Below are 13,252 nucleotides of genomic sequence, written 5' to 3'. Positions count from 1 at the left end.
CTCAGCTGATGCCCTCCGGGGCCAGGCTAACGCCCAGCAGCCCGGCTGCCCGGCTGACGCCGACGCCGGTGGCCGCCGCCTCGTCGACGGCCGCCAGGGCACGGGGGGTGTCGACGTCCTCGTCGAGGGCGGCCCGCACCTCGCCCAGCGCACCGTCGCCTTCCCCGGCCGCCCGCCAGAGCTCCAGGCGCCGGGCGGCCACCGCCAGCAGCTCGTCGGTCCACTCCCAGGGGCGCCGGTAGTGGTGGTGAAGCAGGGCCAGGCGCACGGCCATGGGGTCGTGCTCTTTGACCAGTTCGCTCACGAACACCAGGTTGCCCAGCGACTTGGACATCTTGGTGCCATCGAGGTTGACCATGGGGGCGTGCAGCCAGTAGCGCACGAACCGCTCCCCGGTGGCTGCCTCGGACTGGGCCGCCTCGCACTCGTGGTGGGGGAAGATCAGGTCGCTCCCCCCGCCGTGGATGTCGACGGTCGTGCCCAGCTCCCGCAGGGCCAGGGCCGAGCACTCGATGTGCCAGCCCGGCCGGCCCGGGCCCCACATCGACTCCCATGCGGGTTCGTCGGGGGCCGAGGGCTGCCACAGCACGAAGTCGAGCGGGTCGTGCTTGGCCGGGTCGCCGGGGTTGCCGCCCCGCTCGGCAGCCAGGGCCAGCATGTCGTCGCGCCCCAGGTGGCTGACCTGGCCGAAACGTTCGAAGCTCGACACGCTGAAGTACACGGCCCCACCCGACCGGTAGGCGTGGCCCCGGTCGAGCACCATCCCGATGAAGCCCAGGATGTCGTGGATCGCCGACGAGGCCGCCGGCTCGCTGAAGACCTCCAACACGTTGAGGGCGACCATGTCGGCCTTGAACCGGGCCACCTCCTCGGCCGCCAGGTCGAGGTAGTTCACGCCCAGCTCGCGGGCCCGCCGCAGGATGTCGTCGTCCACGTCGGTCACGTTGCGCACGCACTGGGTGCGGTGGCCGGCGTCGCGCAGGCGGCGCTGCACGAGGTCGTAGAGCACGTAGGTGGCGGCGTGGCCGACGTGGGTTGCGTCATAGGGGGTGATCCCGCACGTGTACATGGTCACCAGCGGCCCCAGCTCGAGCTCGACCACCTCCCGGGCGGCCGTGTCGTAGACACGCATGCGCCCCCGGCCTCCCTCAGTCGCCGATGCCGACGAACCGCACCGTCGAGCGGGCCTTGTGCCGGCGGTTGACGGCCAGCAGCACGGCGGTGAACTCCTCCACGGCGCCGGCCAGGGCCAGGCTGCCGGCGTGCACGGCCCGCAGGTCGGGAAGGCGCTCGACCAGGTCGGCGGTGGCGGCCACGGCCTCGTCGGATGCTCCGCAGATCACCACGTCGCCCTGGACAGGGCGGGACAGGTCGGCCACCGCCTTGGCCGGGAGGTGGTGGAAGGCGGCGGTGACCAGCGCCTCGGGCACGGCCCGCTGGACGGCCTGGGCTACCGATCCCTCGGGGGGCACGACAGGCCGTAGCTCCCGGCCCTCGGGCACCAGGCCATTGGCCATGGAGACGACGACCTTGCCGGCCAGGGCCTCGGCCACCGAGGCGGCCGTGGCCGCGGCTGCGTCCCATGGGGTGGCCACCACGACCAAGGTGGCGGCGGCTGCCTCGGGGTTGGTCCCCCCCGTGAGGTCGAGGTCGAGGTCGGGCCAGCGCTTGCGGACCTCCTCGCCGGCCACCGTCGCGCGTTCGGCCGAGCGTGAGCCGATGACGACCGACAGCCCGACCGACGCCATGCGGGCCGCCATCGCCTGCCCTGCCGGGCCGGTGCCCCCGAGGATGCCGACGTCCATGCGACAACACTGGCACGGACCCGGCGGTTGCGCCCAACCCGGGCCCGGCCCTTGAGGTCGGCCCCCCACGTGCCGATAGGCCACATATGGGCATAGCCTCACCCCGGTGGGACGGCGGTCCCGGTTCAGGGGAACTCCCTCCTGACCGTCTGTTCCGCGGCTACGACAGCCGGAGCGCCGACTGGGGCCTCATGCTGGGCTCGCTCATGGCCATCTGGGGCCTGAGCGCCACCGTGTTCCTGGCCGCCCTGCTGTTCGGCAACCCGCCGGCGCGCGCCCACCACGTGCTCGTGGGCGTCGACGTGATCGCCTTCACGGTGCTCGGCATGCTGTTCGTGGGCCGGCGGCGGCTGCCCCGCTGGGCCCCCGACCTGTGCGCCTACGCCATGTACGTGATCGTCGGCGGCGTCATATTCAACCTGCGCGACCCCGAGACGCCCATCGCCTTCTTCTACCTCTGGCTGTCGGTGCACTCGTTCTACTTCCTGCCCTGGCGCCGGGCCGCGCCCCAAGTCGTGTTCATCGCCGCCAACTACGCGTTCTCCCTCCTGGCCATCCGGGGGGCGGCCTTCCCACACGTCCGCTGGGGCGTGACCGTCCTCACGGTGGCCGTGATCTGCACTTTCGTCGCCCTGCTGCGGGCCCGGGTGGACGCCCTGGTGACCCGCCTGTCGGGCGCGGCCCGCACCGATGCCCTCACCGGCCTGCGCAACCGGCGGGCCTACGAGGAGCAGTTCGCCCTCGAGATCGAGCGGTCCGACCGGTCGGGGCGCCCCCTGGCCCTGCTCGTGGCCGACATCGACCACTTCAAGCGCATCAACGACCGCTACGGCCACCCCACCGGTGACGCCGTGCTGCGCAAGGTGGCCGACCAGCTGGCCCGGGCCGAGCGTCGAGTCGACGTCGTGGCCCGCATCGGGGGCGAGGAGTTCGCCATCCTGCTGCCCGACACCGACCTCGACGGTGCCCACCTGGTGGCCGAACGGGCCCGCCACGCCGTGCGCCACGCCTTTCCCCGGGAGGGCATGCGGGTCACGATCAGCGTGGGGGTGGCGACCTACCCCGACAACGCCGACGACCCTGACTCGCTGTTCCAGGCGGCCGACGAGGCCCTGCTGGCAGCCAAGGCGGCCGGTCGGGACACGGTCGTCGTCTCCACCCGGCGAGCTTCCGGGACCGGCCAGGACCGGTCGGCGGCCCTGCGCCGCCGCCGCCCGGCCGAGGAAGGTTCGTCGGCCGGCTGAACGCCGTGATCGCTCACAGGCTGGGCCTCGCTGGGGCGCGTGTGACAGGTGTGGCTTGTGTTGCTAACGTTGCCGTGGGTGCGAAGGGGCGCTAGGAGGCGTGCACCGTGCAGGCCAGAAGGCTCCTGTTCGTAGGCCCGGTGGTAGCCGGGGTGATCGCCGCGGCCGTGCTGCAGATGCAGCTCGCCTCGGCCAACCAGTACCTCGTCGAAGAGGGCGACACCCTCTCGGAGCTGGCGGTGAGGCTCGGGGTACCCCTGGAGCAACTGGCCGCGGCCAACGGGATCGTCGACCCCAACTTCATCATGGCCGGCCAACTGCTGGTGGTCCCCGTGGACGGGCGGTCGGCCACCGAGTACCTGGTCGTGCCGGGCGACACCTTGTGGGCCATCGCCGAGAAGGTGGGCGTCCCGGCGGCCGACATCGCCAAGGCCAACGGCCTGGTCGACCCCGACTGGGTCCCGGCCGGGCGCCTCCTGTCGGTTCCGGGCGTGGGTTCGACGGTCACCGCCGGGGGGGCGCTGGCCGGGGCCGGGGCCGGGCCGGCGGGCACCTACACGGTCAGGCCGGGCGACGACCTGTCGGCCATCGCCTACCGCCTCGGCGTCTCGGTGGCCGCCCTGGCCGAGGCCAACGGGATCGTCGACCCCGACTTCATCGTGGTCGGCCAGGTGCTGACGGCGTCGGCCACCTGGGTGTGCCCGGTGCCCAGCGGGACCTTCGTCAACGACTACGGCTACGTGCGCGACGACGGTTCGGCCCACAAGGGCGTCGACCTGTTCGCCGAGACGGGCGCTCCCATCCTGGCCCCCGTGGGCGGCCTGGCCGAGCGCTACCCCAACCGGCTCGGGGGCCTGGCCGTGCAGCTCTACGGCAACGACGGGAACCGCTACTACTTCGCCCACCTCGACGACTACGGCGCGGTGGGCCGGGTGGTGGCCGGCGAGGTGATCGGCTACGTCGGCGACAGCGGGGACGCCAAGGGGACCTCGCCCCACCTGCACTTCGAGATCCACCCCGGGGGCGGGGCGGCCACCATCAACCCGTTCCCCTCGCTGGTGGCCGCCTGCCGCTGAGCCCCGGCCCGAAGGCGTACCAACCGCCGAGGGCACCGGTCAGGGCCCAGGCCACGTCGGAGGACAACCTGACGGCCCGCCCGATGTCGGGCGGGCCGGGCGGGCGCCCCGTGCCCAGCGACGGGCGTTGCTCGGTGCGGTCGCCGTAGCGGTTGACGCCCCCCAGGCGCACACCCAGGGCGGCCGCGAAGGCGGCCTCGGCCACCCCCGAGTTGGGAGACGGGTGGGCCGGGGCCTGGGACCGGACAGCAGCTAGCACCGCTGCGGCCGCCCGGGGGCGCACGACCACCACGAGCGCGGCGGTAGCCCGGGCCGGGGCCCAGTTGAGGGCGTCGTCGAGCCGGGCGCTGGCCCACCCGAAGCGCTCGTAGCGGGCATCTCGGTGGCCGACCATGGCGTCGAGGGTGTTCACCGCCCGGTAGGCCAGCACCCCGGGGGCACCGGCCGCGGCCGCCCACAGAGCCGGGGCCACGATGGCGTCCACGGTGTTCTCGGCCACCGACTCCACGACAGCCCGGGCCAGCTCGGTCTCGTCCAACCCGTTCGGGTCCCGGCCCACCAGGGCGGGCAGCAGGGCACGGGCCGCTCCCAGGTCCCCGGCCTCGAGGGCCGCCCCCACCCCGGAGGCCGCCTCCCACAGCGCCCGGCCACCCACCGCCAGCCACGTGGCCGCCGCCACCGGCGCGCCCCGGCCCAGCCCACTCCACCCCGGGGCGGCACCGGCTGGGGGCGCAGCCGCCGGCCGGGGGCCAGCCCGGTATCCCTCGGGGAGCCCACTCCACCCAGGGGCGGCACCGGCTGGGGGCGCGCCCCGGCCCAGCCCACTCCACCCGGGGGCGGCACCGGCTGGGGGCGCAGCCGCCGGCCGGGGGCCAGCCCGGTATCGCTCGGGGAGCCCACTCCACCCGGGGGCGGCACCGGCTGGGGGCGCGCCCCGGCCCAGCCCACTCCACCCCGGGGCGGCACCGGCTGGGGGCGCAGCCGCCGGCCGGGGGCCAGCCCGGTATCGCTCGGGGAGCCCACTCCACCCAGGGGCGGCACCGGCTGGGGGCGCAGCCGCCGGCCAGCCGCCCGGCCAGCCGCCCGGCCAGCCGCCCGGCAGCCCGGCCGTGGACCTCCGCGGCCGGCTCGTGGGCGCGGGGGCCAGAGCGCCGGACGTGGGCAGGACCGGTGTCGCCAGGGCGCCGCGGGGCCGGGCAGCCCACTGGAGCCCGCGGGGTACGGCGGCCAGGGCCGAGCCGGCGGCCGCTCCCAGGGCCGAGCCGGCGGCCGCGTGGACGGTGCCGGCCAGCCGGTCGTCGGCCCACCACGCTCGTTCGGCAGCCGCCATGAGCCAGCCGAAGCCCCGCAAGGGGTGGAGGTTCGCGGGCGGCTCACCCAGCAGCCTGTCGGCCACCAGGCCCAGGGCGGCTGCGCCGGAGCGGGCGAAGGGCCGGCTCACCAGCGAGCGGCCGCGGCCACCAGGCCGGCCGTCTCGGCCATGACCCCAGCGGCCCCCAGCACGTCGCCCGTGTAGCCGCCGAGGCGCCGGTGGGCCAGCCAGAGGACGGCGGTCCCGGCCGCGAGGGCGACCAGGGCGGCCGCCAGCGCGGCTGCGCCCAGGGCCGGGCCGGCGGCCGCCAGCAAGACCGCCGTCAGCACGGCGCCGGTGGCTCCCACCACCACCGGGCCCCGGCCCTGTGCCCGGAAGGGCTCGGCCAGCCCGCCGGCCCGGGCGTAGGGCAGGGCCCGCAGGGCCACGGCCATCACCGTTCGCGACAGGCACCACAGGCCGGCTACCAGCCACACCGACGGTTCGATAGAGGCGAAGGCGGCCCACCGCACGAGCAAGGTGGCAGCCAGGGCCAACGCCCCGAAGGCACCCGTGCGGGGGTCGGCCATGACCTCCAGGCGCCGTTGGCGTTCCATGGGGGCAAGCAGGCCGTCGGCACTGTCGGCCACCCCGTCGGCGTGCAGGCCCCCGGTCAGGACCAGGTCGGCCACCACCGTCAGGGCGGCGGCCAGGGCCGGGGCCCACAAGTGGTCGGCCCCCCACCACACACAGCCCACGGCCCCGCCCACCAGCGCCCCCACCACCGCCCCGGGGGTGGGCGCGGCCGGCCCGCCCGCGAACGTCAGGAAGGCCAGCGCCCGGCGCACGTCAGGGCCGGGCCAGGGGCAGCACGCGCCCGGCCACCACCAGCAGGACGTCGTCGGCCACGGCCGCCACCTGGCGGTTGAGCTCGCCGAGCCGGTCGCGGAACACCCGCCCGGCCTCCGACGACGGGTGGACCCCGAGGCCGACCTCGTCGGACACCACGACCGTGGGACCGGGTCGACCGGCCAGGGCGGCGCACAGCCGGTCGGCGTCGATCTCGAAGCCGGGGGCGGCCGCCAGCCAGGTGGTCAGCGAGTCGACGAGCACGGCCTCGGTGGCCACCAGGGCCTGAAGGGCCCCGGCCAGGTCGCCGCCGCCGACCTCGACCGTCACCCAGTGGGCGGGCCGCCGGTCCCGGTGGGCGGCCACCCGGGCAGCCAGGTCGGCGTCGTCCCCCACCGAGGCGGTAGCGACGTAGGTGACCCGCGGGTAGCGGTCGCACATCGCTTCGGCCACCGCCGACTTGCCGGAACGGGCCCCTCCGAGCACCAGGGCGATCATCGGGGGTGAGCCCGGGACGGCCGGGCGCCCGGCAGCGGGCCGCTCAGGGAGGGTTCGGCTGCCAACCTCCCGGTCACCCGGGCGAGAGTACCCTCAGGGCCATGGCCCCAGCCGGCGACGAGGCGGCAGCCGCCGAGACGGGCCGGGAGAGCACCGCCGAGACGGGTGGCGGCCCCGGGCGGCGCCGGGCGCCTTCGGTCATCCTGGTCAACACCGGCCACGGCAAGGGCAAGTCGTCGGCCGCCTTCGGGGTGATGGGCCGGGGCTGGGCCCGGGGGTGGAGGGTCGGGGTCGTGCAGTTCGTCAAGGGCGGCAAGTGGAAGACGGGCGAGCGCAAGCTGGCCGACCACCTCGGCATCGAGTGGCACACCCTGGGCGACGGGTTCACCTGGGAGTCGACCGACCTGGACGAGACGGCCGCCAAGGGCCGCCACGCCTGGGACGTGGCCCGCCAGAAGCTGGCGTCGGGCGACTACGACCTGCTGATCCTCGACGAGCTCACCTACGCGGTGAAGTACGGCTGGGTCCCCGCCGCCGAGGTGGCCGCCGCTCTGGCGGGGCGGGCCCCTCACACCAACGTGGTGGTCACCGGCCGCGACGCCCCGGCCGAGGTCGTCGAGGTGGCCGACACCGTGACCGAGATGCGCAAGGTCAAGCACGCCTTCGACCAGGGGATCGGCGCCAAGAAGGGCATCGAGTACTGACACCGGGACGACCGCCGGCCCGGCGATGGTGGTCGGCGGGCCGCGGTTGCTAGCTTTCGGGCCTTGCCTTCCGACAAGCGTGCCCGCCAGAAGTCCTACCGCCAGGCCAAGCTGGCCGCCGAGGCCGCCGCCCGCCGCCGCCGCCAGCGGCGCCGCCAGCTCACGTTCCTGGGCATCGTGGCCGCCACCATCGCGGTCACGGTACTGATCGTCTCGCTCACGGGCGACGACGAGGGCCAGGACGTGGCCAGCGGCGGCACGACGACGACCGCGGCCGGGGCCTCGGCCGCCGGCAAGCCCTGCGTGCCGCTGGCCGACCCCTTGCCCCCGGGTGCCCCGGAGGTGCCGGTCATCGTCGGTCCGCCGCCCGCCCAACTCGTGATCGACGACCTGCGCGAGGGCGACGGCGCCGTGATCGAGTCGTCCAACACGCTCACGGTCAACTACATCGGGGTGTCGTGCTCGACCGGGCGCATCTTCGACTCGTCCTACGCCCGGGGCCAGGCGGCCACCTTCCCCCTCAGCGGGGTCATCCCCGGCTGGCAGATAGGCCTCCCGGGCATGAAGGTGGGCGGCCAGCGCCTGCTGGGCATCCCCTCCGACCTGGCCTACGGGCCCGCCGGGTCGCCCCCCAACATCGCGCCCGACGAAGCCCTGTGGTTCGTCGTGGACGTGGTGTCGGCCACCTAGCGCCTCGACGGGCCTGAAAATGGCTCGTGGGCCCGGTGAAGGGCCCACGAGCTGATACGGGACGAGGCATCGACCACCCCCGGTCCGGCCCTCGACCCTCTCCCTGAAGGCGGCCAAGCCAGAGAGAGCGCCGGGGGCTGTTCCCGGGGCTTCGCGCCCCGCCCACGAACAGGTACATAGTCCTCCTCCCCGGGGCCGTCGGCAATCGGGGATCCCCCCGGTCCTGACCCTGACGCGACCCTGACAACCCCGGTTTCGCTGCCCGGGGCCGGAGACAGAGGCGGCCGGCCATGGGATCATCGGGGGCCGTGGCACCTCCCCGTCCACCGCTCTCGCAGGCCACCGACACCCGCATCCTGGCTGGGGTGGCCCTGGGCCTGGCCCAGGTCGTGGTCGGTGCCCTGCTGGTGGCGGCCGGCGCCGGCCTCTACCTGACGGCCGAGGACGGGGTCGGGCCCCGGCGGGCGCTGGTAGCCGCGGCCGCCGTGTGCGCCGGCTTGGCCCTGGTGGCCGGGCCCTGGTGGTGGAGGCTGAGCCACGACCTGGCCTCGGAGCGGCGAGAGCGCATCCGCATCCAAGAGCGCGACGAGATGGCAGCCCACATCCACGACTCGGTGCTGCAGACCCTGGCCCTGATCCAGCGCAACTGCGGCGAGCCACGCACCGTGGCCACCCTGGCCCGCCACCAGGAGCGGGAGCTGAGGACCTGGCTCTACGGCCATCCCTCGCCGGTCGACGAGGGCGAGAGCCTGGCCGCCGCCCTCCAGCGGGTGAGCGACGAGGTGGAGGACCGGCACGGGGTGAACGTTGAGACCGTCCTGGTGGGCGACTGCCCGCTCGACGAGCGTTTCACGGCCCTGGTCCAGTCCAGCCGGGAGGCGCTGTCCAACGCCGCCCGCCATTCGGGGGCGGCCGTGGTGTCCACTTACCTGGAAGTCGAGCCCCACCAGGCCACCGTGTTCGTGCGGGACCGCGGGTGCGGCTTCGACCCCGCGGCTGTGCCCGGTGACCGCCGCGGCATCGCCGAGTCCATATTGGGGCGCATGGACCGCTACGGTGGCAAGGCGGCGGTCCGCAGCCAGCCCGGGGAGGGGACCGAGGTGGAGCTCGTGATGCCACGGTGAAGCCCCGGGTGTTCCTCGTCGACGACCACCGCCTGGTCCTGACCGGGGTGAGGGCCGAACTGGGCGACGCCGTCGAGGTGGTGGGCGAGGCGTCCGATGTCGACACGGCCGTGGCCGGCATCCGCCAGGCCCAGCCCGACGTCGTGCTGCTCGACGTGCACCTGCCGGGCGGGGGGGGCCAGGCCGTGATCGAGGCCGTCAGCCGGGCCAGCCCGGGGGTGCGCTTCTTGGCCCTGAGCGTGTCCGACGCGGCCGAGGACGTGATCAACGTGATCCGAGCTGGTGCCCGGGGTTACGTGACCAAGACCATCTCGGGGCCCGAACTGGTCGACGCCGTGGAACGGGTGGCCGGGGGTGACGCCGTGTTCTCCCCCCGGCTGGCCGGCTTCGTGCTCGACGCCTTCGCAGGCGAGCTCGGGGGCCCGTCCGACCCCGAGCTCGACCAGCTCACGACCCGGGAACGGGAGGTGTTACGCCACCTGGCCCGGGGTTACTCCTACAAAGAGATCGCCCGCCAGCTCTCGATCTCGGTCAAGACGGTCGAGACCCACGCCTCGGCGGTGCTGCGCAAGCTCCAGCTCTCGAGCCGTCACCAGCTCACTCGCTGGGCCAGCGACCGCCGGCTGGTCTGAGCCCGGTGTGGAGGTGGTTGCGCATCGGGCTGGGGGCAGCCGCCGTGCTCCTGCTGCTGGCCGCGGTGTGGGCCCCGACCTCGACCCGGGGCCCGGCCACGGTGAGCCGGGCCGTGATCGTCAACGAAGGAGGCGACCAGCCGTTGGTCCGCAGCCTGGAAGCCCCCGACCTGGTGGTCGACAGGCGCAACCCCGACCTGGCCTGGCTGTCGGCCGTCGAGCTCACTTCGGGCCAGTGCCGCCTCTACGTGTCGATCGACGGCGGTCGCTCCTGGCGGCCCGAGAACGCTCCCCAGTTCGACCCGTTCAGCGAGAACTGCGCCATGGGGTCGGTACTGCCCCAGGGCGTGCGCACCGACATTGCCCAGGGGGCCGACGGCACCTTGTACTACGCCTTCGGGGGCAACGACCCCGACGCCGGGGGGTCGCGCAGCGTCCTGCTCGGCCGGTCCCACGACAGCGGGCGCACGTGGGACGCGGTGACTGTCGACATCGGCCCGGCGGCCGCCACCATCGAGGACGTCCGGCTCAACTTCCAGGCCCACGTGGCCGTCGACCCCGACGACCCGCGCACCGTATGGGTCATGTGGCGGCGGGCCTCCCCCGCCGTCGAGCCCGGTGCCCGCCCCGAGCCCAGCCGGCCCTGGTTCGCGGTGTCCACCAACGGGGGGGCCACGTTCAGCCGCCCGGCCATGCTGGTGGACGCCGACCTCGGGACCGACGGGCCCCGGCCGATCGTGGTCGGGGGGACGGTCTACGCCTTCTACCGCCAGGCCGCTCCTCCGCTAGGGCAGGGTTCGTCCGCCCCCTCCCCCACTCCCCCCCTGGCCCGCCTCTACGTGGCCGCGTCGACCGACGGCGGCCGCACCTGGGCCCGCTCGGAGATCGCGGCCGCCCGCGACGCCAGCGACCCCGTGCCCGCCTACGACCACCGGCGCAAGCGCTTCTACGTGGTGTGGCACGACAACCGCAAAGAGGAGCTCGACGTGTGGTTCTCCAGCTCCCCCGACGGGGTCACGTGGAGCCAGCCCCACCAGCTCAACGACGACCCGCCCGGCACCCGGGTGGGCCAGCACTACCCCCAGATCTCGCTGAGCCCGGGTGGCCGCGTCGACGTGGCCTGGTACGACTGGCGCGACGACCCCTTCCCGGCGCCGTCGGTCGGGCCGGGCAACGTGCTGGGGCTGTTCAGCAACCGGGGCAAGGTGGCCAGCGTCTATCTGACCAGCTCGCGCGACGGGGGCCGCACCTGGTCGCCCAACGTGCGGGTCAACGACGAGCTCATCGACCGGACCATCGGTACGTGGGCCAACAACTACGACGTGCTCGCCCCGCCGGCCATCGTGTCCACGCCCTCGGCCGCCCTGGTGGCCTGGTCGGACACCCGCCACGGCACCACCCTCAGCCACAGCCAGGACATGGCCACCGCCCGGGTCACGTTCGAGACGGTCGACGCCCCCCGGGTCACGGGCCTGCAGGCCGGTCTGGTGGGCGGCCTGGTCGGTGCCGGCCTGGCCATGTGGGCCGCCCTGTTCGTCGTCCGCCGCCCCCCGGCCGGCCCCGGGCCAGCCCGCCGGCGGGCCGGCGCCAGCCAACCCGCCCAGGTCGGCTGAGCGCCCGCCACTCCCCTGTCAGGCCGTGGAGGTTCAGCGGTCTCGACGAGCCGTCGACGGCGCGGTAGAACGGCGGGCGAGCGGTCGCCGTGGAGCGCAGAGGAGGAAGCAGATGGCCTTTCATCCTTACCTGATGTTCGGGGGGAACTGCCGGGAGGCGCTTGGGCGCTACCAGGAGATCTTCGGCGGTGAGCTGTCGGTGATGAGCATGGCGGACATGCCGGGCGACCAGCCCCCGCCGCCCGAGCAGGCCGACTTGGTCATGCACGGTGCCCTCACCTTCGAGGGCCACCTGCTCATGGCCTCCGACGACCCCACCGGTGGCTTCGACGGGGTTCGCGGGATGGCCGTCAGCTACAGCGCGACCAGCCCCGGCGAGGCCCGCCGGGTGTTCGACGCCCTGGCCGACGGGGGCTCGGTGACCATGCCCTTGGGCGAGACCTTCTGGTCACCCGCCTTCGGCATGTGCGTCGACCGCTTCGGCACCCCCTGGATGGTCGGCGTCGACGGCCCCGCCACCGATGGCTGACCCATCCTCTGACCGCCGCGGCCGGCCGGCGCGTGCGGGCCACCATCGCCAGCCGGGCCCGTGACCCAGCCGGCTGGGCGCCCCCTGGCCGACCTGTTCGTGCCCGAGCCGGCCCAATGGGGGCTGCGGGGCGACCCCGCCGTCTGGCGAGCCATGCGGGCGCTCCTGGCCGAGGTCGCGGTCCCCGACGACCCCGCGGACGCGGCCGCCATGCTCCACAGCGCGTTCGAGCAGGTCGTGGGTGCCCGCCTCGACGACCCCGCCTTGCCGCCCCAGGTCCACCGCCCGGACCTCGACGACGGAGGCCTGTCCGCCGGTACGGTCGACATCGAGACGTGGCGCCAGCAGTTGATGCCCCTGCTCACCGAACGGGCCGGTCGCCCCGCACCGCCGGCCTAGTTCCTCCACGGAGGGAACGAGACCTTCGGCGCCCGGACATCGGGACCATCGGCCCTGGGCCTACAGCCCCGAACCCAGGATGATCGGACCGTGGATGCCGTGGCCCTGCGCTGGCTGGCCGGTCTCGTCGGGCCGTGCCCCGAGTGCCGCAACGGCACGCTCCAGCCGGTCCCGGTGGGCGAGCAGACCAACTTCCTGTGCCCCAACTGTGGGTGCTGCTGGCACGGCGAGCGCGACTGGGTCAGCCAGATGAACCCGCTCACCTGTCCGGGCTGCCCGTCCCGGGACCAGTGCACGGCCCCACGCCACCGCACGGCGTCGTCGTCAAAGGGGCGACCGTGAGGCTCGTCGACCAGGGTGGGCTGGAGATGCTCGACTATGACGAGTGCCTGCGGCTGCTGGCCGCGGGGCGGCTTGGGCGGATCGGCATCGTCGATCACGGTCAGCCGGTGATCCTGACGGTCAACTACGCCCTCGACGGCGAGGCTCCGGTCTTCCGGACGGGGCCCGGCCTCAAGCTGCGCATGGGCGCGGGCTCCCCCGCCTGCTTCCAGCTGGACTCCTGGGACCTCGACACCAACTCCGGCTGGAGCGTGCTGGTCACCGGACGGCTCGAAGAGGTCACCGGCTACGACGAGGGCACGCTGGTCTCCCGGGTCCGCGAGCTCAAAGTGACGCCGTGGGCGCCCGGTGACCGCTCCCACTGGATGCGGCTGGTCCCGAGCCGCGTCTCCGGCCGCCGGGTGGGGCCTGGCTAAGGCACCTCAGGGGTGAGGAAGGAGCGGCACTGCTCGCCGC

The 13,252-nt window shown here is 74.5% G+C and carries 15 protein-coding genes and 1 pseudogene; 11 read left to right on the top strand and 5 right to left on the bottom strand.

What is annotated here, in order from left to right:
- Nucleotide 1: 1 nt before the first annotated feature.
- On the bottom strand, nt 2-1,132 hold the full coding sequence (gene cysS / locus AB1673_00510) for a cysteine--tRNA ligase (protein MEW6152457.1): 1,131 nt from the start codon (nt 1,130-1,132) through the stop codon (nt 2-4).
- 16 nt (nt 1,133-1,148) lie between these two features.
- On the bottom strand, nt 1,149-1,805 hold the full coding sequence (npdG, locus tag AB1673_00505) for an NADPH-dependent F420 reductase (protein MEW6152456.1): 657 nt from the start codon (nt 1,803-1,805) through the stop codon (nt 1,149-1,151).
- An 86-nt stretch (nt 1,806-1,891) separates the two neighbouring features.
- Between npdG and AB1673_00500 the strand changes: the two genes are divergently transcribed.
- Both AB1673_00500 and AB1673_00495 read left to right on the top strand, forming a co-directional pair.
- Nucleotides 1,892-3,049 (top strand): GGDEF domain-containing protein, encoded by a 1,158-nt coding sequence (locus AB1673_00500; protein MEW6152455.1) that lies wholly within the window; start codon nt 1,892-1,894, stop codon nt 3,047-3,049.
- Between the two features lie 107 nt (nt 3,050-3,156).
- Nucleotides 3,157-4,125, top strand: a complete 969-nt coding sequence (locus AB1673_00495; GenBank protein MEW6152454.1) for a M23 family metallopeptidase — start codon at nt 3,157-3,159, stop codon at nt 4,123-4,125.
- Here the strand turns inward: AB1673_00495 and cbiB are convergent.
- The 3 genes and pseudogenes from cbiB to AB1673_00480 form a co-directional block, all read right to left on the bottom strand.
- Nucleotides 4,088-4,801 (bottom strand): annotated as a pseudogene (gene cbiB / locus AB1673_00490) (adenosylcobinamide-phosphate synthase CbiB). The gene AB1673_00495 and the pseudogene cbiB overlap by 38 nt on opposite strands.
- Before the next feature lie 761 nt (nt 4,802-5,562).
- Nucleotides 5,563-6,264 carry an adenosylcobinamide-GDP ribazoletransferase gene (locus AB1673_00485; protein MEW6152453.1) on the bottom strand — a complete coding sequence of 234 codons (702 nt, stop codon included), beginning with the start codon at nt 6,262-6,264 and terminating at the stop codon, nt 5,563-5,565.
- 1 nt (nt 6,265) lies between these two features.
- Nucleotides 6,266-6,763, bottom strand: coding sequence for a bifunctional adenosylcobinamide kinase/adenosylcobinamide-phosphate guanylyltransferase (locus AB1673_00480; GenBank protein ID MEW6152452.1), 498 nt, complete (start codon nt 6,761-6,763; stop codon nt 6,266-6,268).
- 101 nt (nt 6,764-6,864) lie between these two features.
- On the opposite strand from AB1673_00480, the gene cobO reads away from it, so the two are divergent.
- From cobO to AB1673_00435, 9 genes are all read left to right on the top strand, one after another.
- On the top strand, nt 6,865-7,467 hold the full coding sequence (gene cobO, locus AB1673_00475) for a cob(I)yrinic acid a,c-diamide adenosyltransferase (GenBank protein ID MEW6152451.1): 603 nt from the start codon (nt 6,865-6,867) through the stop codon (nt 7,465-7,467).
- Between the two features lie 63 nt (nt 7,468-7,530).
- On the top strand, nt 7,531-8,157 hold the full coding sequence (locus AB1673_00470) for an FKBP-type peptidyl-prolyl cis-trans isomerase (protein MEW6152450.1): 627 nt from the start codon (nt 7,531-7,533) through the stop codon (nt 8,155-8,157).
- 308 nt (nt 8,158-8,465) lie between these two features.
- The gene (locus AB1673_00465; GenBank protein MEW6152449.1) at nt 8,466-9,281 is read left to right on the top strand and encodes an ATP-binding protein; all 816 of its coding nucleotides are present in this window, start codon (nt 8,466-8,468) and stop codon (nt 9,279-9,281) included.
- Nucleotides 9,278-9,913, top strand: a complete 636-nt coding sequence (locus AB1673_00460) for a response regulator transcription factor (GenBank protein MEW6152448.1) — start codon at nt 9,278-9,280, stop codon at nt 9,911-9,913. The genes AB1673_00465 and AB1673_00460 overlap by 4 nt, the downstream gene beginning before the upstream one ends.
- A 5-nt stretch (nt 9,914-9,918) precedes the next feature.
- Nucleotides 9,919-11,526 (top strand): sialidase family protein, encoded by a 1,608-nt coding sequence (locus AB1673_00455; protein ID MEW6152447.1) that lies wholly within the window; start codon nt 9,919-9,921, stop codon nt 11,524-11,526.
- Between the two features lie 112 nt (nt 11,527-11,638).
- Nucleotides 11,639-12,055 carry a VOC family protein gene (locus AB1673_00450; GenBank protein ID MEW6152446.1) on the top strand — a complete coding sequence of 139 codons (417 nt, stop codon included), beginning with the start codon at nt 11,639-11,641 and terminating at the stop codon, nt 12,053-12,055.
- 60 nt (nt 12,056-12,115) lie between these two features.
- Nucleotides 12,116-12,454, top strand: coding sequence for a hypothetical protein (locus tag AB1673_00445; protein ID MEW6152445.1), 339 nt, complete (start codon nt 12,116-12,118; stop codon nt 12,452-12,454).
- A gap of 90 nt (nt 12,455-12,544) precedes the next feature.
- The gene (locus tag AB1673_00440; protein ID MEW6152444.1) at nt 12,545-12,796 is read left to right on the top strand and encodes a hypothetical protein; all 252 of its coding nucleotides are present in this window, start codon (nt 12,545-12,547) and stop codon (nt 12,794-12,796) included.
- A complete protein-coding gene (locus AB1673_00435; protein MEW6152443.1) occupies nt 12,793-13,212 on the top strand; it encodes a pyridoxamine 5'-phosphate oxidase family protein in 420 nt (139 codons plus the stop codon). The genes AB1673_00440 and AB1673_00435 overlap by 4 nt, the downstream gene beginning before the upstream one ends.
- Nucleotides 13,213-13,252: the final 40 nt, after the last annotated feature.

Source organism: Actinomycetota bacterium (assembly GCA_040754375.1).
Lineage (GTDB): Bacteria > Actinomycetota > Acidimicrobiia > Acidimicrobiales > AC-14 > JBFMCT01.
This window is presented reverse-complemented; position numbering and strand designations above follow the sequence as displayed.

What these genes read in the sequence shown, in the direction of transcription:
- cysS (MEW6152457.1), bottom strand. Translation starts at nt 1,132, where the DNA reads ATGCGTGTCTACGACACGGCCGCCCGGGAGGTGGTCGAGCTCGAGCTG.
- npdG (MEW6152456.1), bottom strand. Translation starts at nt 1,805, where the DNA reads ATGGACGTCGGCATCCTCGGGGGCACCGGCCCGGCAGGGCAGGCGATG.
- AB1673_00500 (MEW6152455.1), top strand. Translation starts at nt 1,892, where the DNA reads ATGGGCATAGCCTCACCCCGGTGGGACGGCGGTCCCGGTTCAGGGGAA.
- AB1673_00480 (MEW6152452.1), bottom strand. Translation starts at nt 6,763, where the DNA reads ATGATCGCCCTGGTGCTCGGAGGGGCCCGTTCCGGCAAGTCGGCGGTG.
- cobO (MEW6152451.1), top strand. Translation starts at nt 6,865, where the DNA reads ATGGCCCCAGCCGGCGACGAGGCGGCAGCCGCCGAGACGGGCCGGGAG.
- AB1673_00450 (MEW6152446.1), top strand. Translation starts at nt 11,639, where the DNA reads ATGGCCTTTCATCCTTACCTGATGTTCGGGGGGAACTGCCGGGAGGCG.